Genomic DNA, 23,616 nt, shown 5'->3' with positions numbered 1-23,616 from the left:
CCGACGCAGAAACTCACTGGGCCAGCGGCAGAACCTGCCAGTGCCCGTCTTGCTGAATCAATTGCCGATCACAATCCGCCTCGAGAGCAGCACTCAACGGCTGACCAGGCAGAGCCTGGACCACACGCTGGCCCTCGTTGCGCAACTGGCAGACCTGCTGCCAGAGGGCCGCGTCGCCACTGTCCGGCATCCAGATGCCGCCAGTTGGCAATACGACCTCCGCTCGCCCCAGTGTGACCAGGGTCTTCAAATCCGTGGAGAAACCGGTGGCCGGGCGTGCCCGGCCAAAGTCGGCGCCGATGTCGTCATAGCGGCCGCCCTGGGCGATCGATTGACCCTCGCCCGGGACGAACACGGCGAACACCACGCCGGTGTGGTAGTGGTAGCCGCGCAGCTCGCCGAGGTCGAAGTACAGCGGCAGGTCCGGGTAGCGCGACGCCAGGCGATCAGCGATCGCCAGCAGGTCGTCGAGCGCCGCCAGTACGCTGGCCGGGGCACGACCCAGGCGCACGCGGGCCTCGGCCAGCACTTCACGGCCACCGCACAGTTCGACCAGGGCGCGTAGCATGTTGCCCAGGTCCTTCGGCAGGTCGGCGGTCAGTGCCTGTACTTCATCGACCGATTTGCGCTGCAGGGCGTCGAACAGCTGCTGTTCGACCGCGCCCGACAGGCCAGCGGCACGGGCCAGGCCGCGGTAGATACCGACGTGGCCGAGGTCCATGTGCACATCGGCAACGTCGGTCAGCTGCAGCGTGGCGAGCATCAGACTGATGACTTCGACATCGCTGGTCGGGCTGGCGTCGCCGTACAGCTCGGCACCCAGCTGAATCGGGCTGCGCGAGGTGGACAGCGCGCGCGGCTGGGCGTGCAGCACGCTGCCGGCATAGCACAGGCGGCTCGGGCCTTCACGGCGCAGGGTGTGGGCGTCGATGCGCGCCACCTGCGGGGTGAAGTCGGCGCGGAAGCCCATCAGGCGGCCCGACTGCGGGTCGACCACCTTGAAGGTGCGCTGATCCAGGTCCTGGCCGGCGCCGGTGAGCAGCGACTCCAGGTACTCGATATGCGGGGTGACGACCAGCTCGTAGCCCCAACTCTGGAACAGGTCCAACACCTGGCGGCGCGCGATCTCGATGCGCGCAGCCTCAGGTGGCAGTACTTCCTCGATGCCATCTGGCAGCAGCCAGCGGTCTACCGTTGCCATTACGCCATTTCCCCTCTGGTCCGGGCGGCTTGCCAGCTGGCGAGCCGTCAGTAAAGCCGGTATCGCGCACAGCAGCGGGCAGCACTGATCCCAGCGCAGCCACCGTACCCGATACCCTCGAATTGCCTTGCGAGCTGACCAAACCGTCAACTGGCGCTTTGCCAATCAACCTTGCAGACGCAAAAAAGCCGGGAAATTTCCCGGCTGCCTCATCATACACCCCTTTTCATTCAGGATGCACCCCGCCTGGTGTTTTAGCTGCCAGGCGGGGTGCCGCTGCATGAAAATCAGGGCCTGAGCATCACGGCTTGCTCTTATCCAGGAAGCGGAAGAACTCGTTCTTCGCGTCCAGGACCAGCACGTCGCTCTTGCTCGAGAAGCTGTCGCGGTACGCCTGCAGGCTACGATAGAACGCATAGAAATCGGCGTCCTGGGTGTAGGCCTTGGCGTAGATGGCGGCCGCCTGGGCGTCGCCGTCACCGCGGGTTTCTTCCGCTTCGCGGTAGGCTTCGGCCAGCAGTACACGGCGCTGACGGTCGGCATCGGCGCGAATACCTTCGGCCAACTCGTTACCTTTGGCGCGGTGCTCGCGGGCTTCACGCTCACGCTCGGTGCTCATGCGGTCGAACACGCTGCGGTTGACTTCCTTCGGCAGGTCGATGGCCTTGACGCGCACGTCGATGACCTCGATACCCAGCTCCTTGCTGGCCATGCGGTTCAGCGAGGCGGTGATGTCAGCCATCAGCGCGTCACGTTCACCGGAAACCACCTCGTGCAGGGTGCGTTTACCGAACTGGTCACGCAGGCCGCTTTCCAGGCGACGCGACAGACGCTCGTCGGCGATCTGCTTCATGCCGGAAGTGGCGGTGTAGAAGCGCTCGGCATCCTTGACGCGCCACTTGGCGTAGGCGTCGACCATCACCGCCTTCTTCTCCAGGGTCAGGAACCGCTGGGTCGGGGCGTCGAGGGTCATCAGGCGTGCGTCGAACTTGCGTACCTGGTTCACGTACGGAATCTTCACATGCAGGCCCGGCTGGACATCCGCCTGGACCACCTTACCGAAGCGCAGCAGTACCGCACGCTCGGTCTGGGACACGATGTAGAAACTGTTCCAGGCCACAATGGCCAGAACCACGGCGGCGATCAGGGCGATCAGCGATCGGTTGCTCATCAGCGGCTCTCCCTAGTGCGCAGTGGCTGCTGTTGCTGTTGCAGATCCTGCGCGGCACGCGTGGCCGCATCGTTGACCGACGGGCTGACGCTGGTGCTTGGCGCGGCAGCGTTGCGGCTGCCTTCGACCATTTTGTCCAGTGGCAGGTAGAGCAGGTTGTTCTGCCCGTCCTTGGCCGTGACCAGGACCTTGCTGGTGTTGCTGTAGACCTCTTGCATGGTCTCCAGGTACAGGCGCTGACGGGTCACCTCAGGGGCCTTGCGGTACTCGCCGACCAGCTTGGTGAAGCGATCGGCCTCACCCTTGGCACGGGCGATGACTTCGTCGCGGTAACCGTTGGCGTCCTCGATGATGCGCTGGGCCTGACCACGGGCTTCCGGCACCACGCCATTGGCGTAGGACTCGGCCTGGTTGCGGGCACGCTGCTCGTCTTCGCGGGCGCGGATCACGTCGTCGAAGGCTTCCTGCACTTCACGCGGGGCTGCCGCGCTCTGTACGTTGACCTGGGTGACGGTGATACCGGTGCGGTAGTTGTCGAGGAAGCGCTGCAGGCGCTCGCGGATATCCACGGCCATCTGCTCGCGACCCTCGGTCAGCACCTGGTCCATCGAGGTGGAACCCACCACGTGGCGCAAGGCACTGTCGGTCGCATGCTGCAAGCTGACCTCAGGCTGGTCGACGTTGAGCACGAAGTCCTGCAGGTTGCTGATCTTGTACTGGACGGTCAGCGGCACCTCGACGATGTTCTCGTCTTCGGTGAGCATCTGCCCCTGCTTGGTGTAGGCACGCTCGCGCGTGACGTTTTCCATGTACTTGCGATCGATTGGCGGGAAGTAGATGTTCAGGCCGGGACCGACCGTCTCATAGTACTTGCCGAAGCGCAGCACCACGGCCTGCTCCTGCTCGTCGACCACGTACACGGCGCTGTACAGCCAGATTGCGGCAAGCACCGCCAGGCCGATGCCCAGCAGGCCCAAGCCACCGCCCTTGCCGACATTGCGGTCACCGCCGCCACGTTTCTTGCCACTGCCGAACATGCCGTTCAGGCTGTCCTGCAGCTTGCGGAAGGCCTCGTCCAGATCCGGCGGACCCTTCTTGTCGCCACCACCGCCGCCACCGCGACGGCCGCCCCAGGGATCCTGATTGTTCGAGTTGCCACCCGGCTCGTTCCAAGCCATAGCGCTCTCCATCTGATAAAGCAAAGACGCGCCCACGGCGCGCCGTCCAATGCTACAGAATGCCTGCCACTGCTGCCCGGCGACCTCACCGGGCATTTATTGCAAAGTGTGTTGCTCGACAAACACTTGCGGCTCCATGCCTTCACGACTGACCAGGCGATTCAACTCGACCCTGGGCAGGCGAACACTCAGCAGGCTGCGCCCTTCTTCGTCATGCTCTTCACTCTGCACGGCCCCCAAGGCAAAGAATTGCGCGCGCAAGCGGGCAAAACGCTGCTCCAGGCACAGGGTACCGACAAACAGATCATCCCCCAGCAACTCGGCAATCGCCTGGCCGACCAGCTCCAGGCCACGTCCATCTCGTGCCGACACCCAGACCCGCTGCGGCTTGCCATCGGCATCGCGCTGAATCTGCGGCTCGACATCTTCGAGCAGGTCGAGTTTGTTATAGACCTCGAGGATCGGCAAGCCTTCGGCACCGATCTCGCCCAATACGGCCAGCACTTGCTCGATCTGCTCCATGCGCTCTGGCTCATGGGCGTCGATCACATGCAGCAGCAGGTCCGAGTTGCTCGATTCTTCGAGCGTAGCCCGAAATGCCTCGACCAGCTTGTGCGGCAGGTGGCGAATGAAGCCCACGGTGTCGGCCAGCACGATCGGGCCCAGGTCGGCCAGTTCGAGCCGGCGCAAGGTCGGGTCGAGTGTGGCGAACAGCTGGTCGGCCGCGTACACCTCGGATTCGGTCAAGGCATTGAACAGCGTGGACTTGCCGGCGTTGGTATAGCCGACCAGCGACACCGAAGGGATATCTGCGCGCTTGCGGCCACGACGGGCCTGCTCACGCTGGCTGCGCACCTTCTCCAGGCGCCCCTTGATCTGGCGGATGCGTACCCGCAGCAGACGGCGGTCGGTTTCCAGCTGGGTTTCACCCGGGCCACGCAGGCCGATACCACCCTTCTGCCGCTCAAGGTGGGTCCAGCCGCGCACCAGCCGCGTGCTCATGTGGTCGAGCTGGGCCAGTTCGACCTGCAGCTTGCCTTCATGGGTTCGCGCCCGCTGGGCGAAGATATCGAGGATCAGCCCGGTACGGTCGAGCACGCGACACTCGAAGACGCGCTCGAGGTTGCGTTCCTGACTGGGCGTGAGGGTGTGATTGAAAATCACCAGGTCTACCTGTTCGGCTTTGACCAGGTCGCGCAATTCCTCGACCTTGCCGCTGCCAATCAGGTATTTGGCCGTAGGCTGATGCCTGGCTACCGTGGCCAACGAGACGATGTCGGCTCCGGCCGACAGTGCCAGTTCCTGAAACTCCTGCGGGTCTTCGCGCGCCTCAGGGTTCTGACCTTCCAAGTGAACGAGCAGCGCCCGCTCACCACCACCGTGGCGCTCAAAGAACAATGCAGGCTCCTATCAGGCGTTGCCTGGCTCGCTGTCGCCGTGCTCGCCGTCGGTCGGGCTTGGCAGGCGGACCGGACGGGCCGGAACGACGGTCGAAATGGCGTGCTTGTAGACCATCTGGCTGACGGTGTTCTTCAGCAGTACCACGAACTGGTCGAAGGATTCGATCGAGCCCTGCAGCTTGATCCCGTTGACCAGATAGATCGATACCGGGACCTTTTCCTTTCTCAGTTGATTCAAGTAAGGGTCTTGTAGCGAATGCCCTTTTGACATATGCCGCACTCCTGTAAGGATAAATAAATAGAAAATCAGAAAAATTGATAAGTCAGGCCGCCCCTTCGCAAGAATAGACGGCTATCAGCAGGGACTCAGCTCAATATGGAGACGGCCCCAAGGTATTTCAAGGTGCGGGACAGATTGTCGCAGGCCAGGCTATCGAGCCAATGCACATCAGGCCAGCCACGCAACCAGGTGAACTGCCGCTTGGCCAGCTGTCGAGTGGCAATGATACCGCGTTCGCGCATCTCATTCTCAGTCAGCTTGCCGTCGAGGTAGTCCCAGACCTGTCGATAGCCCACTGCCCGTATAGACGGCAGTCCGGCGTGCAAGTCACTTCTGGCGCGCAGCGATCGGACCTCGTCGACGAAGCCCTGTTCCAGCATCTGCGAAAATCGTAACGCAATTCGCTTATGCAAAATGTGACGATCCGCAGGCGCAATCGCCAAACTCGCGACAGTATAGGGCAAATGTCCGCCAGCGCCTGCGTCTGCGCCGCTACTTTCCGCGAATTGACGCTGACGATGAGCCGTCATGCTCTCGCCGCTCACCCGGTAAACTTCCAGCGCCCGGATCAGCCGCTGCGGGTCGTTGGGGTGAATGCGCGCCGCCGACTCCGGGTCGACTTCTGCCAGTTGCCGGTGCAACTCGGCCAGGCCCAGCGCCTCGGCCTGTGCCTCGAGCTCTGCGCGTACGGCGGCATCGGCAGCCGGCATGTCTGCCAGGCCTTCTATCAGCGCCTTGTAATAAAGCATGGTGCCACCGACCAGCAGCGGAATCTTGCCACGCGCGGTGATATCGGCCATCGCTTCCAGGGCGTCAGCGCGAAATTGCGCAGCAGAGTAGCTTTCGGCGGGGTCACGGATGTCGATCAGCCGGTGCGGGTAGGCCGCCAGTATCTCTTTGGAAGGCTTGGCTGAACCAATGTCCAGGCCACGGTAGACCAGCGCCGAGTCGACGCTGATCAGCTCACAAGGCAGGACCTTGGTCAACTCGATGGCGAGGTCGGTCTTGCCGGCCGCCGTCGGGCCCATGAGGAATATTGCAGGGGGTTTGCCACTCATGTCATCGACCGCGCAGGAATAGTTTGTCCAGGTCGTCCAGGCCCATCTGGGTCCAGGTCGGACGGCCGTGGTTGCACTGGCCGCTGCGCTCGGTGTTTTCCATGTCGCGCAGCAGGGCGTTCATCTCGGGGATGGCCAGGCGCCGGTTGGCGCGCACGGCGCCGTGGCAGGCCATGGTGCCGAGCAGTTCGTTGAGGTGCGCCTGGATGCGGTCGCTGGTGCCGTACTCCATCAGGTCGGCGAGCACGTCCTGGACCAGGCGATTGGCCTCGGCCTGCTTGAGCAGCGCCGGGATCTGGCGAATCGCCAGCGTTTCGGGGCCCAGGCGCTGCAGCTCGAAGCCCAGGCGCTGGAACCACTGGCTGTGCTCCTCGGCGCAATCGGCCTCGCGCTGGCTCAGCGCCAGGGTTTCCGGCACCAGCAGCGGTTGGCCGCTGAGGCCTTCGCTGGCCATGGCTACCTTGAGCCGCTCGTACATGATGCGCTCGTGGGCCGCGTGCATGTCCACCAGCACCAGACCCACGGCGTTCTCGGCGAGGATGTAGATGCCTTTAAGCTGCGCCAGGGCATAGCCCAGCGGCGGGATGTCACCCTGGCTTTCCGGCAGTGCCGTAGGGGCGGGCGCGCCCTCGCTCAGCGGCTTGTAGAACTCGCGGTAGACCGCCTGGGACTCGGCAGCCGGCAACGGCTGCGACGGGCGCGGGGTGTACTGGTACTGGTAGCCGGCGCCACTGCCGCCATTGGAAATGGAATGCTGTGGCTGTTCGAGCACCGGCGAAGCCAGGCGCATCTCGCCCTGGGGGCCGAACTCACCGACCTGCTGGCCTGTCGGGCGAACCACTTCAGGCACAGCGGCAGGCGCTGCCAGCTGGTCTTCCGGGCGCACATCAGCCAAGGCACGGTGCAAGGTGCCATAGAGGAAGTCATGCACCGAGCGGCCTTCGCGGAAGCGCACTTCGTGCTTGGTCGGGTGCACGTTGACGTCGACGCCATTCGGCTCGAGCTCAAGGAACAGCACGAAGGTCGGGTGCCGGCCGTTGAACAGCACGTCGCGATAGGCCTGGCGCACGGCATGGGCGACCAGCTTGTCGCGCACCGCACGGCCGTTGACGAAGAAATACTGCAAATCGGCCTGACTGCGCGAGAAGGTCGGCAGGCCGACCCATCCCCACAGCCGCAGGCCATTGCGCTCGACGTCGATTGGCAGCGCCTGCTCCATGAAACCAGGGCCGCAAATGGCACCGACCCGCCGCGCACGGGCAGTTTCGTCATGCGCCTCATGCAGGCTGAGGATACTCTTGCCGTTGTGGCGCAGGTGGAAGCCGACATCGAAGCGGGCCAGGGCCAGGCGGCGAATGACTTCCTGCAGGTGATCGAATTCGGTCTTTTCGGCCTTGAGGAACTTGCGTCGGGCCGGGGTATTGAAGAACAGGTCGCGTACTTCCACCGAGGTGCCGACCGGATGCGCGGCGGGCTGTACGCGCGGGGTCATGTCACGGCCTTCGGTCTCTACCTGCCAGGCCTCACCAGCACTGGCAGTACGCGAAGTCAGGGTCAGGCGCGCCACCGAGCTGATCGATGCCAGCGCCTCACCCCGGAAGCCCAGGCTCAGTACGCCTTCAAGGTCTTCCAGCTCGCGAATCTTGCTGGTGGCATGACGGGCCAGGGCCAGCGGCAGGTCGTCGGCGGAAATGCCGCTGCCATCATCACGTACCCGCAACAGCTTCACACCACCCTGCTCGACTTCCACGTCGATGCGCCGGGCACCGGAGTCCAGGCTGTTTTCCAACAGTTCCTTGGCCACCGAAGCCGGGCGCTCGACCACCTCACCCGCAGCAATCTGGTTGGCCAGCCGCGGGCTGAGCAGCTGGATGCGCGAACCACCACTCATTGCGAAGCCAGTGTGGTAGCGGGGATATCGAGGTGCTGGCCGACCTTCAGCTCATCGGTCTTGAGGCTGTTGGTGCTGCGCAGGCTGGTCACACTGACCTGATAGCGCACGGCAAGCATTGCCAGGGTTTCGCCCGGGCGCACGGTGTGCTCACGCGGACCCTGGGCAATCTTGCCGGTGTCACGCAGCCAGGCAATGTAGGTGCCAGGCGGCGGGTTCTGCTGGAAGTACTGGCGCACGCCGGTATGAATCGAACGCGCCAACGCCTGCTGATGGCTGGCGGTGGCCAGCTTGGCCGCTTCGTTGTTGTTCGAGATGAACCCGGTTTCAACGAGGATCGATGGGATATCCGGCGATTTCAGCACCATGAAACCTGCTTGTTCCACCCGCTGCTTGTGCAGCGAAGTGACGCGCCCCATGTTGCCGAGCACTTTCTGCCCGACGTTCAGGCTGGAACTCAGCGTGGCGGTCATCGACAGGTCGAGCAGAACGCCCGCGAGCATGCGGTCCTTGTCGTCGAGGCTGACGTTGCCGGCGCCACCGATCAGGTCGGAACGGTTTTCCGTGTCGGCCAGCCAGCGCGCGGTCTCGGACGTTGCGCCACGGTCGGACAAGGCGAACACCGAGGCACCAAAGGCGGCGCGCGACGGTGCGGCGTCGGCGTGGATCGAGATGAACAGGTCGGCCCCCTTCTTGCGGGCGATCTCGGTGCGCTTGCGCAGCGGAATGAAGTAGTCACCGGTGCGGGTCAGCTCGGCGCGATAGCCCTTCTCGGTGTTGATCTGGCGCTGCAACTCCTTGGCGATCTGCAGCACGATGTCTTTCTCGTGCTGGCCGCTCGAGCCGGATGCGCCCGGGTCTTCACCACCATGACCGGCATCGATGGCGACCACGATATCGCGCTTGCCACTAGGCACTGGCGGCAGCTTGATTGCAGGCTGAGCCGGGGTCACCGGTACGGCTGGCGTGGTTGCCGGGGCCTGTACCGGCGTTGGCGGCGGGGTCGGCGCCGTGGCAGCAATGGCGTCGGCCTCCTGGTCATACAGATCGACCACCAGGCGGTTGCCATACTGGGCATTGGGTGCCAGGGTGAAGCTCTTGGGCGTGACCGACTTCTTCAGGTCGACCACCACACGCAGGTCGGTGGGGGTTCGTTGGGCCGAGCGCACGCTGTTGATCGGCGTATTCGCCGTCGACACGTTCAGCGGCGCGGCCAAGGTCGCGCCATTGATGTCGATCACCAGGCGATCGGGTGCACTGAGGGTGAAGACGCTATGCTGCACGGGGCCAGACAGATCGAAGACCAACCGCGTGTTGTCCGGCGCGCGCCACAGGCGCACGCTCTTGACTTGAGTGACGGCCAGAGCGTCAACGGTCACCGCTGTCAGCAGCAATCCAACAACAGCGACCAGTGCGCGTATGCGCATACCTACCCCACTTACTGTTTATAGTGTTCGCCCAGCGCAGCGCACCAGGCCTCGCCGCGAGCCCCCTGCGGCGAAAGGTCAAGCGAGCGGCCGCTCGCGTGGGGGCTTATGGTAATGGTCAGGTCAGGCTTTGGCAAAACGCCCGCACCCTTTTGTGGCCATTCGAACAGGCACAGCGGATCGCCCTCGAAATAGTCACGAATGCCCATGAACTCCAGCTCTTCCGGGTCGACCAGGCGATACAGGTCGAAATGGAAGGCGCGCACTTCACCGATTTCGTAGGGTTCTACCACGGTGAAAGTCGGACTTTTCACTGCACCAGTATGGCCCAGCCCACGGATCAAGCCACGCGAGAGCGTGGTCTTGCCCGCCCCCAGGTCGCCTTCCAGGAAAATCACACCACGACCGCCGGTCACCTCGGCCAGTTTTGCGCCGAAATCGACCGTGGCCGCTTCATCGGCCAGAAACAGGGTTAAGCCAGACACGCAGAATGCTCCTCCAACAACTCACGAATGACCGGCACCAGATCACTGGCTGCCAGGCCTCTACCTTTGACGCCCAAGCGCTCCCCGGCACAGGCGTGCAGCCATACGCCCAGGCCCGCCGCGCCCCAGGCGTCCAGCCCCTGGGCCAGCAACGCCGCCAGCACGCCTGTCAGCACGTCGCCCAAGCCTGCACCGGCCATCGCTGGATGCCCCCGCTCGCACAGCGCCAGCTGGCCGGTGGGGTCCGCCACCAGGGTGCCGGCGCCCTTGAGCACGCAGACGCTGGCATAGCGGCGTGCCAGCTTGCGCGCCGCCCCGGGGCGATCGGCCTGCACGGCCTCGGTGGATATGCCCAACAGCCGCGCCGCCTCCCCAGGGTGCGGGGTGAGGATGCTGCCACTGGGCAGCGCCAGTGGCGTGCGAGCCAGAAGGTTCAAGGCGTCGGCATCCCACACCTGCGGCCGCTCGGCATTGGCCACCGCAGACAGCAGGCTGCGGCCCCAGGCGGCCTGACCCAGGCCAGGCCCCACCACCAGCACCGAGGCACGCTCCAGCACAGCAATCAATTGATTAGCCGACTCGACCCCCAGGCACATGGCTTCCGGCATGCGCGCCAGCCCGGCCACGACGTGCTCCGGGCGCGTCGCCACGCTGACCAGCCCGGCACCGCAACGCAGCGCCGCCTCGGCACTGAGCAGCACGGCGCCGCCGGTGCCCAGGTCGCCACCGACCACCAGCACATGGCCGAAGTCGCCTTTATGGGCATGCGCATGACGCGCCGGCAGGCGTGCGACGGTCACGCTGCTGAGCAGTTGCGGGGCATTGCTGGGGTGTTTGGTCTGCGGCATGGGGTCAAAGGCTCCAATGTCTGGCAGAATTATACGCACCTGAGCCCGTATTGCCTGCCCATCCATGTCCGCCTGTACACCTGACCTCGCCCAACTGGCCCAATCCATCAAGATCTGGGGCCAAGAACTCGGTTTTGCCCACGTCGGCATCGCCGGTGTCGACCTTGGCGAACACGAACAGCACCTGCAACGCTGGCTCGACGCCGGCTACCAGGGCGAAATGGAGTACCTCGGCGCCCATGGCAGCAAGCGCGCCCATCCCGACCAGCTGATTCCCGGCACAGTACGCGTGGTCTCGCTGCGCATGGACTACCTCCCCGGCGACACGCAGATGGCGCAACGCCTGGCCCAGCCGGAAAAAGCCTACGTGTCGCGCTACGCCCTGGGCCGCGATTACCACAAGCTGGTGCGCAAGCGCGTGCAGTTCCTGGCGGACCGCATCCAGGAAGCGATCGGCCCGTTCGGCTACCGCGCCTTCGTCGACAGCGCCCCGGTGCTGGAGAAGGCCCTTGCCGAGCAAGCCGGGCTGGGCTGGATCGGCAAGAATACCCTGCTGCTCAACCGCAAGGCCGGCAGCTACTTCTTCCTTGCCGAACTGTTCGTCGACCTGCCGCTGCCGGTAGACGAGGCGCATACCAGTGAACACTGCGGGCGCTGCCAGGCGTGCCTGGATATCTGCCCGACCCAGGCGTTCGTCGGGCCTTACGTACTGGATGCGCGGCGCTGCATCTCCTACCTGACCATCGAGTTGCGCGGGCCAATTCCGGTCGAATTGCGTTCAATGATGGGCAATCGCGTGTTTGGCTGCGATGACTGCCAGATCGTCTGCCCCTGGAACCGTTTTGCCAATCACAGCAAGGAGCAAGACTTCCAGCCGCGGCACGGACTGGAAAATGCCGAGCTGGCTGAAATGTTCCTGTGGGACGAGCGCACCTTCCTGCGCAAGACCGAAGGCGGGCCATTGCGGCGGGCCGGGTATGAGCGGTTTTTGCGTAACCTGGCAGTAGGGCTGGGGAATGCGCCGTCGACGATTCCGGTGATCGAGGCGTTGAAGGCTCGGCGGGAAGATGAGTCGGAGCTCGTGCGTGAGCATGTGGAGTGGGCGCTGGCCCGGCATGGTCTAGTTTAGATCGCGCTGGTGCTGACAGGTGCTTGCCGGGAGTCTTTCAGCGCCTGTGAGATCGAGCGCCGCCCGCGCGGCGCATCGCAGGCAAGCCTGCTCCTACATCTGTTTCAGGCCAGTAAAGCCTGTGCCATTAGCGCGCGTACCCTTGGTGCATGACTCGATATCGCATCGTACAAACAAGGGGCCGCGCGCCAATGAATGCAGGAGAAATTGGCCCGAAACAAGTGTAGGAGCAGGCTTGCCTGCGATGCGCCGCGCGGGCGGCGCTCGATCTCACAGGCGCCACAGCCCCCAAGGCGAGCACTTATTGCTGGTCGTTGTAGTGGAACTTGGGCATTTCCCAATGGAAACGGATCGCCAGCAAACGCACCAGGAAGCCACCGAACAAGGTCAGCAGCATCGCCTGCTCCGCCGGCAGCTTGAAGTACACGCAGCCCAGATAGAACCAGGCCGCCGCGAACGACACGCTGGCATACAGCTCACGACGGAACACCAGCGGGATGTCGTTGCAGAAGATATCCCGCAGGATCCCGCCAAACACACCGGTGATAACCCCGCTGATCGATGCCACCAGCATGCCCTGCCCCATTTCCAGCGCGGTCATGCAGCCAATCAGGGTAAAGGCCACCAGGCCCAAGGCATCCAGCACCAGGAACAGCGAACGCAAACGGCGCATCATCGGTGCGATGAAAATCGTCAGGAGCGCGGCGCAGCTGGTCAACACCAGGTATTCCGGGTGCTTCACCCACGTCAGCGGGTAATGCCCAAGCAGCACATCGCGCACCGAGCCGCCACCCAGGGCGGTCACGCAGGCGATCAGCACCACGCCAAACCAGTCCATGCCGCGGCGGCCGGCGGACAGGGCACCGGTCATGGCTTCGGCGGTAATGGCGATCAGGTAGAGCATCAACAACATGGTGCGGGTCCGTGCGGGAAAGGCGCGCAGTCTAACCAGTTGCCTGAGGCACCAAAAGAGGGCGCGAGCACAATATCTGCGCCCTTTCGGCTCACACCTTGATGAAATGCTCGCGGTAGTGACGCAGTTCGGCGATCGACTCGCGGATATCGTCCAGCGCCAGGTGGGTGCTGCCCTTCTTGAAGCTGTCACGCACATCCGGCGCCCAGCGCGCGGCCAGCTCCTTCAGGGTGGAGACATCGAGGTTGCGGTAGTGGAAGTAGTTTTCCAGGCCGCGCATGTGCCGATAGAGGAAGCGACGATCCTGGCAGATGCTGTTGCCGCAGATCGGCGACTTGCCTTTTGGCACCCACTGTTCGAGGAAGGCGATGGTCTGCGCTTCGGCTTCGGCCATGCTGATCTTGCTCTCGCGCACGCGCTGGGTCAGGCCCGAGGCGCCATGGGTGCGGGTGTTCCACTCGTCCATGCGCGCCAGCACTTCGTCACTGTGGTGGATGGCGATCACCGGGCCTTCGGCCAGGGTGTTGAGTTCGCTGTCGGTGACGATGGTGGCCATCTCGATGATGACGTCGTGGTCCGGATCCAGGCCGGTCATTTCCAGATCGATCCAGATCAGGTTCTGTGGGTTCTGCATGAAGGGGCTCCTCGTATAGGCCGTCATATTAGCCTAGCGACGCCAGCCTGCGCATGCGCGGCGCAAAGGTAACCAGAATGGTCAGCGAGCTGGCGTGCTAAACTGCCTGCCGTTTTCAACTTGCCCCACCTTGGAAGGTCCATGGCCAAACGCCAGCTCAATCGTCGCCAGAACTGGCGTATCGAAAAAATCCAGAACGAACGCGCCGCTCGCGCCGCCAAACGCGAGCAGCACGTGCTGCAGGAGCTGGAGGGCGGCGACCTGGGGCCGGAACAGTTGGGCCTGGTGATCGCCCACTTCGGTGTGCAGGTCGAGGTGGAAGCCCAGGACGGCGAAGCCGCCGGCCAGGTATTCCGCTGCCACCTGCGGGCCAACCTGCCGGCGCTGGTCACTGGCGACCGCGTGGTCTGGCGCGCCGGCAACCAGGGCATCGGCGTGATCGTCGCGCAGATGCCGCGCAGCACCGAGCTGTGCCGGCCGAACAACCACGGCCAGCTCAAGCCGGTCGCGGCCAACGTCGACCTGATCGTGATCGTCTTCGCCCCGGCACCGGAGCCGCACCCGAACCTGATCGACCGTTACCTGGTGGCCGCCGAGCACGCCGGCATCCGCCCGCTGCTGCTGCTGAACAAGGCCGACCTGATCGATGAAGAGAACGGCCCGGGTCTGCACGCACTGCTCGAGGTCTACCGCGACCTGGGCTACCCGCTGCTGGAAGTCTCCGCGCACCACGGCGACGGCATGCTGCGCTTGCAGCAGATGCTCGACGGGCACATCAGCGTGTTCGTCGGCCAGTCTGGCGTGGGCAAGTCGTCGCTGGTCAACAGCCTGCTGCCAGAGGCCGGCACCCGTGTCGGCGACCTCTCCGAATGGTCTGGCCAGGGCCAGCACACCACCACTACGGCGCGCCTGTACCACTTCCCCAACGGCGGCGACCTGATCGACTCGCCGGGCATCCGCGAATTCGGCCTCGGCCATGTCAGCCGCGACGACGTCGAAGACGGCTTCATCGAATTCCGCGATTTGTTCGGTACCTGCCGCTTTCGCGACTGCAAGCATGATCGCGAACCGGGATGCGCATTGCTCAAGGCCCTCGAAGACGGCCGCATCAAGCCGCAGCGGATGAACAGCTACCGTTCGATCATCGCCAGCTTGCCAGAAGACAGTTACTGACTTGTAGGAATCGTTACCGGGGCGCGTAGGACGCCTCCGGTTTCCCTGCCATCTATTGCCCTGCCTGTCGCTTTCCCTGAAGGTCATGACTTCTATCAGGGAGGGCATCGGCGATGCCGGTTTTTATCAGTTACCGCCACGAAGAGCGGCTTGACGCCTTCATCCTCAACGAACGCCTGCTGCTCGAAGGCATCACCGCGCAGCTGGTGGAGTTCGGTGCCGACGGGCACACCCGCGAAGACGCTCATGGCAGCGCCTGCCAACAGATAAACGATGCAACCCACTGGATCGGCCTGCTCCCCGCAGAAGCCGGCGATGACTGGTGGACGGCCAGGTTGCTGGAGGCTGCGATAACAGCCAATCGACGGGTGAGTTTCTATCTCAGCGGGGGCTGCGAGTTACCTGAGCAGCTCGACAGGTGGCCAGTTATGCGCCAACGGTCACATATCGACCTGTTCGTGCGGGCGTATCACGATGAGTGCACGTTTCAGCGGGCGATGATTCTGCCAGCGGAGCGTGGATCGAGTGTCGACCGGGACAATGCGGATTTCTTTCATGCCGATCTCAAGGCCAAGATCAGGCGGGGGTTCTGAGTCTTGGGGCCGCTTTGCGGCCCCTGTCGACCGTTACTGGTTCTTTTGCTCATCCATCTTCAAGGTCCCGTCCTCGAAGATGTTCAGCTTCTGGCGCAGCTCACGCGGCTGCATCGGCGCCTGGGCAGCCGCATCCCCTGCCGACGGTGCTGCCGGGGCCGCGGCCCCGGGCGCTGCTCCTGCTGGCGGAGCCGGCTGGGCTGGCGCCTCGGGTGCACCCTGCTCACCCTCGATGTTGCGCTGCGCCTTCTTGGTCAGGACGATGATGTCGATACGCCGGTTGACCGGGTTGAACGGGTCCTTGCGATCGAACAGCGACGACGAGGCATAACCCACTACCCGCGCCACCTGGCCATCCGGGTAGCCACCGGCCACCAGGGCTCGACGGGCAGCGTTGGCACGGTTGGCCGAGAGTTCCCAGTTACCGAAGTCGCCAGTGCCGGAGTACGGCTTGGCATCGGTGTGCCCACTGATACTGATCTTGTTCGGCACCGCCTTGATGGTGTCGGCCATGGCCAGCAGGATGTCTTCGAAATACGGTTGCAGGCGCGCACTGCCGATGTCGAACATCGGCCGATTCTCGGCATCCATGATCTGGATGCGCAAGCCGTCCTGGGTAATTTCGAACAGGATCTGGTCCTTGAACTTCTGCAGCTGCGGGTTTTCCTCGACCTTGTTCTGCAGTTCCTGCAGCAGCAACTCGAGGCGCTCGCGCTCGACCTGTTCGGCCATGGTCTCGACCTGGTCCTTGTCCAGCTGGATGCTGGTGTCAGGCGTGGGCTCGGACTTCTGCTCCGGGTTGATGGTCTTTTCCGGCGCCAGCTGCGGCGAGCCACCCAGGTCGATGATGTAAGGCGTGCCACTCTCGGAAAAACCGATCGGGTCCTTGAAGTAGCCGGCAATGGCGATCTTCTGTTCAGGCGTAGCCGTGGATAACAGCCACAGCACCAGGAAGAACGCCATCATCGCCGTGGCGAAGTCGGCGAAGGCGATCTTCCAGGCGCCGCCATGGTGCCCGCCACCGAAGCGCTTGACGCGCTTGATGATTATCGGCTGATTGTTCTCCATGACTCAGCGACCGCGAACCGCTTGTTCCAGCTCGGCGAAGCTTGGACGATGCTTCGGATACAGCACCTTGCGCCCGAACTCGACGGCCAGCGAAGGCGGCATGCCGGACGCCGAGGCCACCAGCGAGGCCTTGATCGATTCGTAGAGGTTGAGCTCTTCCTTGGCATCGTGCTCAAGGCACTTGGCCAACGGGCCGAAGAAGCCGTAGGCCGCAAGAATACCGAAGAAGGTACCGACCAGTGCCGCACCGACGTGCATGCCGATGGCCTTCTGGTCGCCATCACCGAGCGACGCCATGGTCACCACGATACCCAGCACCGCCGCCACGATACCGAAGCCAGGCATACCGTCGGCGATGCCGGTAACCGCGTGCGACGGGTGCTCGAGCTCTTCCTTCATGCTCAGCAGCTCCATGTCGAACAGGCCTTCGAGCTCATGGGGTGCCATGTTGCCAGTGGACATGATGCGCAGGTAGTCGCAGATGAACGCGGTCATGCGCTCGTCGCCCAACACCGCCGGGTACTTGGCGAAGATCGGGCTGGCGGCGGCGTCTTCGATATCGCTCTCGATCGCCATCATGCCTTCGCGACGGCTCTTGTTGAGGATCTCGTACACCAGGCCCAGCACTTCCAGATAGAACGTATGGGAAAAGCGTGAGCCGAACATCTTCATCGACTTCTTGATTACATGCATGGTCATGTAACCAGGGTTGGCCTGCATGAAGGCGCCAAAGGCTGCACCGCCGATGATCAGCACTTCGAACGGCTGGATCAGCGCCGCGATCTTGCCGTGGGAGAGTACATATCCGCCGAGCACGCTCGCGAATACGACGATGATGCCGATAATTTTAGCCATAGGATCAAAGCACTTGCTGTCGTGGTCAGGGAGAGGGACGGGAGCTTTAAAACTCTTCTTCTACTTATCGGCAGAACTGCGCCAGACTATAGCCACTAAAAGCGAAAAGCCAGTTCGGACTGATGTCAAAATGCCAATGGAATCCAAGGTGCCCACTCAGAATCCGCGTACCCTAGAGGCCTGGGTCAAGCTGCTCGATGGTGTTCGTGTGCCCGTACCCAAGCAGAGTTACGACCGGGTCATGAGCGCAATCAACGACAGTCGCCGCTCGTTGCGCGAAATTGCCGAACTGATGCAGGACAGCCCCGCCCTGGTGCTGTCGGTGATGCGCGAGGCCAACCACCCCGCCAACGCCAGCCAGGCCGAACCGGCTGAAAGCCTGGAAATTGCCCTGAACCGCCTGGGCCTGGCACGCAGCAGGGAACTGCTGATGCGCCTGCCTGCCCTGCCGGAAGACGACATCCCGCCCGTGCTGCGCCAATTCCTGTTGATCAGCCAGCACGCCGCGCAACAGGCCAACGGTCTGTTTGCCAGCCGCCTGGCGCGCCTGTGGCAGGAGATCCACTGGGGCAGCCTGCTGTTCCTCGCCCCCCTGTGGCCGCTGGCCCTGGCCTACCCCAAGCTGCTGGACGCCTGGGAGCTGCGGGTCATTCACAAGGGCGAAACCGCGGCAGACGTGGAGCAGGAACTGTTCGGCGTGCGCATCTTCGCCCTGTGCCAGGCCATGGCCGAACACTGGCGCCTGCCCAAGTGGGTGACGCAAGGCTATCGCCTGCTGCTCGAAGAGCGCGACCAATTGGCCCTGGTACTGAGCATCGCCCGTGAAGAAGACCTGCTCAGCCAGCAGCATCGGCTGGACGAAGCACCCGGCTTGCGCCGCTGGTTCAACGAACCGGCCAATACTGTGCTGCTGGCCAACAACCTGGCGCTGGCGGCGCAGGTGGGCTGGGACAACCCGCATCTGCTGCGCTGGCAACTGCTGACCGCGCTCTACCTGCAGACCTCGCTGGAAGACGTGCAACAGCAGGTTCACCAACAAGCAGCCGCCAGCGCCCGGCGCCACGCCCGTCATGCCCTGTTCCACCCCGCCGAAGCGCTGATCTGGCCCTGGCACCAGCGCCGCCCGCACCCGGACATGCTGACGCCGCCACCGCCCTCCAGCGAAGACCTCGGCCGCTGGCGCAAGCTGTGCCAGGGCATGCTGGCACAACCAAGCCCGTTCACCAATGCCGTTCACCTGGCCACCCATGCGCGCGAAGCGCTGGAAGCCTGCGGGATGCAGCGCATCATGCTGCTGAGCCTGGACAAGGCCGCCGATTACCTGCGCGTACAGCAGATCGCCGGCCTGCCCAAGGAAGCAGGTGGCATCACCCTGGACATCGAGCAGAACAAGCTGCTGCAAAAGCTGATGAGCAAGGTCGGCCAACTGCGCCTGACGCCCGAGAACCACGCCCAGTTCTCGGCGCTGCTGCCAGCGCCGTTGCGTGCGCTGTTCCGAAGCGAACACCTGTTGCTGCGCTCGCTGGCCGTCGGCGACCAGGTGTTGATGCTGGCCGTGGCCGACCAGGGTGGCAAGCCACTGGCCGATGTCAGCGTGCAGGCCTTCGGCAAGACTTCGCAATGTATCGAGCGTGCGCTGGCGGTGTTTGCCAACCGCGGCGCCTGAGCCTTGCGCTACAATCGCCCCTCTTTCCACACTGGAGAACGTGGATGACTGACTTTTCCGGCCTGCCTTTGGTGATCGAAGCCGCAGACCTGCTGCCGCGCCTGGCTTCACCCCAACTGATCCTGGTCGACCTGAGCAGCGCCAACCGCTATGTCAGCGGGCACATCCCCGGCGCCCGCTTCGTCGAGGGCAAGCGCACCCAGCTCGGCCAGCCGCCGGCGCCCGGCCTGCTGCCGGCCTTGGGCGACCTGGAAAAGCTGTTCAGCGAACTGGGCCACCGTGACGATGCCGTCTATGTGGTATACGACGACGAAGGTGGCGGCTGGGCCGGGCGTTTCATCTGGCTGCTCGATGTCATCGGCCATGCGCGCTACCACTACCTCAATGGCGGCATCCAGGCCTGGCCAGCGGACAAGCTCTCCACCGACGTGCCAACGCCGGGCAATGCCCCCGTGCAACTGCAACTGCACAGCGAGCCGACCGCCACGCGCGAATACCTGCAAAGCCGCCTGGGCGCCGACGACCTGGTGGTCTGGGATGCCCGCGGCCCGCAGGAATTCAACGGCGAAAAAGTCCTGGCCGCCAAGGCTGGGCACATTCCCGGTGCCGTCAATTTCGAGTGGACGGCCGGCATGGACCTCAACGACCATCTGCGCATCCGCAAGGACATCGCTGAAGTCCTGCAACAATTGGGCATCACGCCTGACAAGGAAGTGATCACCCACTGCCAGACCCACCGCCGCTCCGGTTTCACCTACCTGGTGGCCAAGTCCCTCGGCTACCCACGCATCAAGGCCTATGCCGGATCGTGGAGCGAATGGGGCAACCACCCGGACACGCCTGTCGAAGTTCAAGGACAATCAACTCAATGAAATCCCGTCTGTTCATCCTCAGCCAGTACCTGTTGCCGCACCACTTGCTGTCGCGCCTGGCTGGCTGCGTCGCCGAGTGCCGTGCGCGCTGGTTCAAGAACGCCTTCACCGCCTGGTTCGCCAAGCGCTACCAGGTGAACATGAGCGAAGCGCTGGTCGAGGACCTCACCGCCTACGAGCACTTCAACGCCTTCTTCACCCGCGCCCTGAAACCAGGTGCACGCCCGCTGGACGAAACCCCGGGCGCAATCCTCTGCCCGGCCGATGGTGCCGTCAGCCAGCTGGGCCCGATCGAGCACGGTCGTATCTTCCAGGCCAAGGGCCACAGCTTCAGCGCGCTTGAGTTGCTCGGTGGTGATCCGGCACTGGCCGCGCCGTTCATGGGCGGTGAGTTCGCCACCATCTACCTGTCGCCGAAGGACTACCACCGCGTGCACATGCCGCTGGCCGGCACCCTGCGCGAAATGGTCTACGTGCCGGGCCGCCTGTTCTCGGTCAACCAGACCACTGCCGAGAACGTTCCGGAGCTGTTCGCCCGCAACGAACGCGTGGTGTGCCTGTTCGATACCGAGCGCGGGCCGATGGCCGTGGTACTGGTTGGCGCCATGATCGTCGCTTCGATCGAGACCGTATGGGCAGGTCTGGTCACTCCGCCGAAGCGTGAGCTGAAGACCTTCCGTTACGACGAACAAAGCCGTGCGCCGATTCACCTGGAAAAAGGCGCCGAACTGGGCCGCTTCAAGCTGGGTTCGACCGCCATCGTGCTGTTCGGCCCGGAGCAAGTGAAATGGGCCCAGACACTGGGCGCAGCTTCGGCTGTACGCATGGGCGAACTGCTGGCGACCCCTGCCCAGGCTTGATCACATGGCCAAAAAAAAGGCCCTGCATGAACATGCAGGGCCTTTTTTTTACGGCGGATCAGCCGCGGGCGTCGCGGTCGCGCAGGCCCAACAGGTACAGCACGCCATCCAGCCCCAAGGTGGAAATAGCCTGCTTGGCCGACTGGCGCACCAGCGGCTTGGCGCGGAAGGCCACGCCCAGGCCGGCCAGCGACAGCATCGGCAGGTCGTTGGCACCATCGCCCACGGCGATGGTCTGTTCCAGTTGCAGGCCTTCTTCACTGGCCAGCTGCTGCAGAAGGTCAGCCTTGCGCTGGGCATCGACGATCGGCTCCACGGCCACGCCGGTCACCTTGCCATCGACCACTTCCAGTTCGTTGGCGAACACGTAGTCGATGCCCAGGCGCGCCTGCACCTGCCTGGCGAAGTACGAGAAGCCACCGGACAGGATCGCCGTCTTGTAGCCCAGACGCTTGAGCTCGGCGAACAGGTTCTCGGCACCTTCGGTCAGGCGCAGGGAAGCACCGATCTCGTCGAGTACGCCGACATCCAGGCCCTTGAGCAGCGCCATGCGCTCCTTGAAGCTGGCGCGGAAGTCCAGCTCGCCACGCATGGCCCGCTCGGTGATTGCAGCAACCTGCTCACCCACGCCGGCTGCCTTGGCCAGTTCATCGATGACTTCAGCCTCGATCAGCGTCGAGTCCATGTCGAATACTGCCAGGCGGCGATTGCGGCGGAACAGGTCGTCCTTCTGGAATGCGATGTCGATGTTCAGCTCTTCCGACAACGCGAAGAAATCCGCACGCAATGCCTGGGCGTCACTCGGCACGCCACGCACGGAAATTTCCAGCGCTGCCTTGCCCTTCTCGCTCGGCGCGCCCAGGGTAACCCGCGCCGACAGGCGCTCGATACGTTCGATGGTCAGGCCATACTGGCTGATGACGGCGCTGACGCGTTGCAGCTGCTCGGGCGTGATCTTGCGGCTGAGCAGGGTCACGATATGTCGCGCTTCGCCCTGGGCATCGGCCCAATGCTGGTAGTCGGCTTCGGAGATCGGCGTGTAACGCGCTTGCAGGTTCAACTCGTGGGCTTTGGACTGCACGCTCTGCAGCAGGCCGGTAGCCACTTCGTTATCCGGGATATCGACCAGGATGCCGAACGACAGGGTGCCGTGCATGACCGCCAGGCCGATGTCGAGGATGTTCACACCGCCCTGGAGCAGGACGCCGGTAATGGCGGCGGTGAGACCCGGACGGTCCTCACCGGTGATGTTGATCAGAACGATTTCGCGCACAACCTGGCTCCGACTTCGATGAAAAATGCGCATTCTACCGATTTTCCATGACCATCGGGCGCCAACTCTACTTTGCCGACAAAACACTGCTCGCTATACTGCCCAACACTTTTATGCCATTAAGAGCCGCGCTCTGTGAACCGGCCCACGCCCGTCAAAACCGACAACTTCTTCATCATGATCTTCCGAGCCCTGCGCCAACGTCGCGTGCCCCTGGCACTACGCATCGCCACCACCAACATTTTCCTGGTGGCGCTGGCGCTGGTGATCTATGCCTGCGTGATGGGCCTGCAGTTCAAGCAGGCCATGCACGAGCAGGCCGACGCCCTCGGCCAGAGCCTGACCACCCAGACCGCCACCTCGGCGACCGAGCTGCTGGTGTCCAACGACATCCTCAGCCTCAACGTGCTGCTGGGCAACCTGGTGAAGAACCCGCTGGTGGCCCATGCGGCCATCTACAGCGTGGACAACCGCATCCTCGCCGAGGCTGGCCAGCGCCCGCGCAACAGCCTGCTGGGTGAAGCCGAGGGCCTGTACCAGACCAAGATCACGTTCCAGGACGTGACCGCCGGTCAGCTGCGCATCAGCCTGGACATGAGCCAGTTCCAGCAGCCGATGCTGATCAGCCTGCAGAGCATGGGCATCCTCGCCGCCATCCTGCTGGCCCTGGCGCTGAGCCTGAGCCTGCGTCAAGGTCGCCACATCACCCTGCCGCTGCTGCAGCTGCGGGTTTGGCTGCGTGACCCGCACCCTTACACCCCGGCCATCGACCGCCAGGACGAGATCGGCGACATCGCTCGCCAGCTTCATGCGCGCCTGGCGCCGCCACCTCCGCCTGAGCCGGAACCGGAGGAAGAAGAGGACGAACACGAGTTCGACGACCTGCACGACGAAGTCCCGGCCAAGCCCGCTCAGCGCGCCAAGGCTGTGGTCCAGGCGGACGAGGATGACGACGAGGCCTTTGCCGGGCTGCTGGACGACGAAGAGCAACCGGCGGCCAAGCCGGCCGTGGTCGAGTCCGACGAGCCGCAGAACACGGCGGTGCTGGCCGTTCAACTGGGCTCCCAGGAACAACTGCGCCGCCTGCCGCGCACACGCCTGACCGAGCTGCTGGAACGCTATCGTGGCTGCCTGGAGCAGGCTGCCTCGCTGTATGAAGGCGACATCCACACGCTCAACGATGGCAGCACGCTGGTGCTGTTCCACAGCCGCGACTGCGGTGAGGATTACCTGACCAACGCCATCTGCTGTGGCGAGTTGCTGCGTGCGCTGGGCCATGCCCTGCAGATCGAAGTGGCCGACAGCGGCATCACCCTGCAACTGCAGCTGGGCCTGGCCCTGGGTGACGACCTGCAGGGGCTGGAACAGGTCGACCTGCTGATGGCCGAAAAGGCCCAGGATGCGCTGGCCCTGTCGCAACACAGCCGCAACCTGCTGCTGGTGGAGCGGCAGATCAGTGATGACGAGCTGATCCGCAAGCGCGCTCGTATCCGCCCGATCGCCAGCCCTGAAGGAGCATGCTGTGTGGAGCGGTTGATGGAGCCTTACCCTTCGATGCTGGAGCGTCAGTTGGCGCGCATGCACGAGCGCCGGGCCTGACTTCAGATCCCTGGGGCCGCTTTGCGGCCCCAGCAATTTCAG

At 63.9% G+C, this 23,616-nt stretch carries 22 protein-coding genes; 7 read left to right on the top strand and 15 right to left on the bottom strand.

Annotation, left to right across the window (positions count from 1 at the left end):
• Positions 1–13: 13 nt before the first annotated feature.
• The 10 genes from ACIPZ8_RS05540 to ACIPZ8_RS05495 form a co-directional block, all read right to left on the bottom strand.
• Positions 14–1,201, bottom strand: a complete 1,188-nt coding sequence (locus ACIPZ8_RS05540) for an ATP phosphoribosyltransferase regulatory subunit (RefSeq protein WP_400720266.1) — start codon at positions 1,199–1,201, stop codon at positions 14–16.
• Positions 1,202–1,502: 301 nt separating this feature from the next.
• A complete protein-coding gene (gene hflC, locus ACIPZ8_RS05535; RefSeq protein ID WP_400720265.1) occupies positions 1,503–2,372 on the bottom strand; it encodes a protease modulator HflC in 870 nt (289 codons plus the stop codon).
• Positions 2,372–3,550 carry an FtsH protease activity modulator HflK gene (gene hflK / locus ACIPZ8_RS05530; RefSeq protein WP_400720263.1) on the bottom strand — a complete coding sequence of 393 codons (1,179 nt, stop codon included), beginning with the start codon at positions 3,548–3,550 and terminating at the stop codon, positions 2,372–2,374. The genes hflC and hflK overlap by 1 nt, the downstream gene beginning before the upstream one ends.
• Positions 3,551–3,646: 96 nt before the next feature.
• Positions 3,647–4,948: a ribosome rescue GTPase HflX gene (hflX, locus tag ACIPZ8_RS05525; protein ID WP_027920749.1), complete on the bottom strand. Its 1,302-nt coding sequence runs from the start codon at positions 4,946–4,948 to the stop codon at positions 3,647–3,649.
• A gap of 12 nt (positions 4,949–4,960) precedes the next feature.
• The gene (hfq, locus tag ACIPZ8_RS05520) at positions 4,961–5,221 is read right to left on the bottom strand and encodes an RNA chaperone Hfq (RefSeq protein ID WP_060510654.1); all 261 of its coding nucleotides are present in this window, start codon (positions 5,219–5,221) and stop codon (positions 4,961–4,963) included.
• Between the two features lie 95 nt (positions 5,222–5,316).
• Entirely contained in the window at positions 5,317–6,288 is a 972-nt protein-coding gene (gene miaA, locus ACIPZ8_RS05515) for a tRNA (adenosine(37)-N6)-dimethylallyltransferase MiaA (RefSeq protein ID WP_152958520.1), read from the bottom strand.
• Position 6,289: 1 nt separating this feature from the next.
• Positions 6,290–8,179, bottom strand: coding sequence for a DNA mismatch repair endonuclease MutL (mutL, locus tag ACIPZ8_RS05510; RefSeq protein ID WP_400720260.1), 1,890 nt, complete (start codon positions 8,177–8,179; stop codon positions 6,290–6,292).
• Entirely contained in the window at positions 8,176–9,606 is a 1,431-nt protein-coding gene (locus tag ACIPZ8_RS05505) for an N-acetylmuramoyl-L-alanine amidase (RefSeq protein ID WP_400720258.1), read from the bottom strand. The genes mutL and ACIPZ8_RS05505 overlap by 4 nt, the downstream gene beginning before the upstream one ends.
• An 11-nt stretch (positions 9,607–9,617) precedes the next feature.
• Complete coding sequence (gene tsaE, locus ACIPZ8_RS05500) at positions 9,618–10,091, bottom strand: tRNA (adenosine(37)-N6)-threonylcarbamoyltransferase complex ATPase subunit type 1 TsaE (protein ID WP_400720256.1); 474 nt, start codon at positions 10,089–10,091, stop codon at positions 9,618–9,620.
• Positions 10,079–10,939 (bottom strand): NAD(P)H-hydrate dehydratase, encoded by an 861-nt coding sequence (locus tag ACIPZ8_RS05495; protein WP_400720254.1) that lies wholly within the window; start codon positions 10,937–10,939, stop codon positions 10,079–10,081. Before ACIPZ8_RS05495 ends, tsaE begins: the two co-directional genes overlap by 13 nt.
• 64 nt (positions 10,940–11,003) lie before the next feature.
• Between ACIPZ8_RS05495 and queG the strand changes: the two genes are divergently transcribed.
• Positions 11,004–12,068, top strand: coding sequence for a tRNA epoxyqueuosine(34) reductase QueG (gene queG / locus ACIPZ8_RS05490; protein ID WP_400720252.1), 1,065 nt, complete (start codon positions 11,004–11,006; stop codon positions 12,066–12,068).
• Between the two features lie 301 nt (positions 12,069–12,369).
• Here queG and ACIPZ8_RS05485 read toward each other — a convergent pair whose 3' ends face one another.
• Positions 12,370–12,981, bottom strand: coding sequence for a trimeric intracellular cation channel family protein (locus ACIPZ8_RS05485; RefSeq protein ID WP_103445901.1), 612 nt, complete (start codon positions 12,979–12,981; stop codon positions 12,370–12,372).
• 91 nt (positions 12,982–13,072) lie between these two features.
• On the bottom strand, positions 13,073–13,615 hold the full coding sequence (gene orn, locus ACIPZ8_RS05480; protein WP_400720250.1) for an oligoribonuclease: 543 nt from the start codon (positions 13,613–13,615) through the stop codon (positions 13,073–13,075).
• Between the two features lie 141 nt (positions 13,616–13,756).
• Here orn and rsgA point away from each other — a divergent pair, with 141 nt between their 5' ends.
• Positions 13,757–14,788 (top strand): small ribosomal subunit biogenesis GTPase RsgA, encoded by a 1,032-nt coding sequence (gene rsgA / locus ACIPZ8_RS05475; protein ID WP_294333146.1) that lies wholly within the window; start codon positions 13,757–13,759, stop codon positions 14,786–14,788.
• Positions 14,789–14,901: 113 nt separating this feature from the next.
• Positions 14,902–15,381: a molecular chaperone Tir gene (locus tag ACIPZ8_RS05470; RefSeq protein ID WP_400720248.1), complete on the top strand. Its 480-nt coding sequence runs from the start codon at positions 14,902–14,904 to the stop codon at positions 15,379–15,381.
• A 33-nt stretch (positions 15,382–15,414) separates the two neighbouring features.
• On the opposite strand, the gene motB is transcribed toward ACIPZ8_RS05470, so the two are convergent.
• Positions 15,415–16,449 (bottom strand): flagellar motor protein MotB, encoded by a 1,035-nt coding sequence (gene motB / locus ACIPZ8_RS05465; RefSeq protein WP_400720246.1) that lies wholly within the window; start codon positions 16,447–16,449, stop codon positions 15,415–15,417.
• Positions 16,450–16,452: 3 nt separating this feature from the next.
• Positions 16,453–17,304 (bottom strand): flagellar motor stator protein MotA, encoded by an 852-nt coding sequence (motA, locus tag ACIPZ8_RS05460; protein ID WP_103445905.1) that lies wholly within the window; start codon positions 17,302–17,304, stop codon positions 16,453–16,455.
• A 130-nt stretch (positions 17,305–17,434) separates the two neighbouring features.
• Here motA and ACIPZ8_RS05455 point away from each other — a divergent pair, with 130 nt between their 5' ends.
• Genes ACIPZ8_RS05455 through asd form a run of 3 tightly spaced genes read left to right on the top strand, consistent with a single transcriptional unit; the run spans position 17,435 to position 20,702 of the window.
• A complete protein-coding gene (locus tag ACIPZ8_RS05455; protein ID WP_400720244.1) occupies positions 17,435–18,970 on the top strand; it encodes an HDOD domain-containing protein in 1,536 nt (511 codons plus the stop codon).
• 44 nt (positions 18,971–19,014) lie between these two features.
• Positions 19,015–19,842: a rhodanese-like domain-containing protein gene (locus ACIPZ8_RS05450; protein ID WP_400720242.1), complete on the top strand. Its 828-nt coding sequence runs from the start codon at positions 19,015–19,017 to the stop codon at positions 19,840–19,842.
• On the top strand, positions 19,839–20,702 hold the full coding sequence (gene asd, locus ACIPZ8_RS05445) for an archaetidylserine decarboxylase (RefSeq protein ID WP_400720240.1): 864 nt from the start codon (positions 19,839–19,841) through the stop codon (positions 20,700–20,702). The genes ACIPZ8_RS05450 and asd overlap by 4 nt, the downstream gene beginning before the upstream one ends.
• Before the next feature lie 58 nt (positions 20,703–20,760).
• Here asd and serB read toward each other — a convergent pair whose 3' ends face one another.
• Positions 20,761–21,975, bottom strand: a complete 1,215-nt coding sequence (gene serB, locus ACIPZ8_RS05440; protein ID WP_400720238.1) for a phosphoserine phosphatase SerB — start codon at positions 21,973–21,975, stop codon at positions 20,761–20,763.
• Positions 21,976–22,110: 135 nt separating this feature from the next.
• Here serB and ACIPZ8_RS05435 point away from each other — a divergent pair, with 135 nt between their 5' ends.
• Positions 22,111–23,574: a histidine kinase gene (locus ACIPZ8_RS05435; protein ID WP_400720236.1), complete on the top strand. Its 1,464-nt coding sequence runs from the start codon at positions 22,111–22,113 to the stop codon at positions 23,572–23,574.
• Positions 23,575–23,616 lie beyond the last annotated feature (42 nt).

It is taken from the genome of Pseudomonas sp. NPDC089422, assembly GCF_044749405.1.
In the GTDB taxonomy this organism is placed as follows: Bacteria; Pseudomonadota; Gammaproteobacteria; order Pseudomonadales; family Pseudomonadaceae; genus Aquipseudomonas.
Note: the sequence above shows the minus strand (reverse complement) of the source record. Positions and strands in the feature narration are given on the sequence as shown.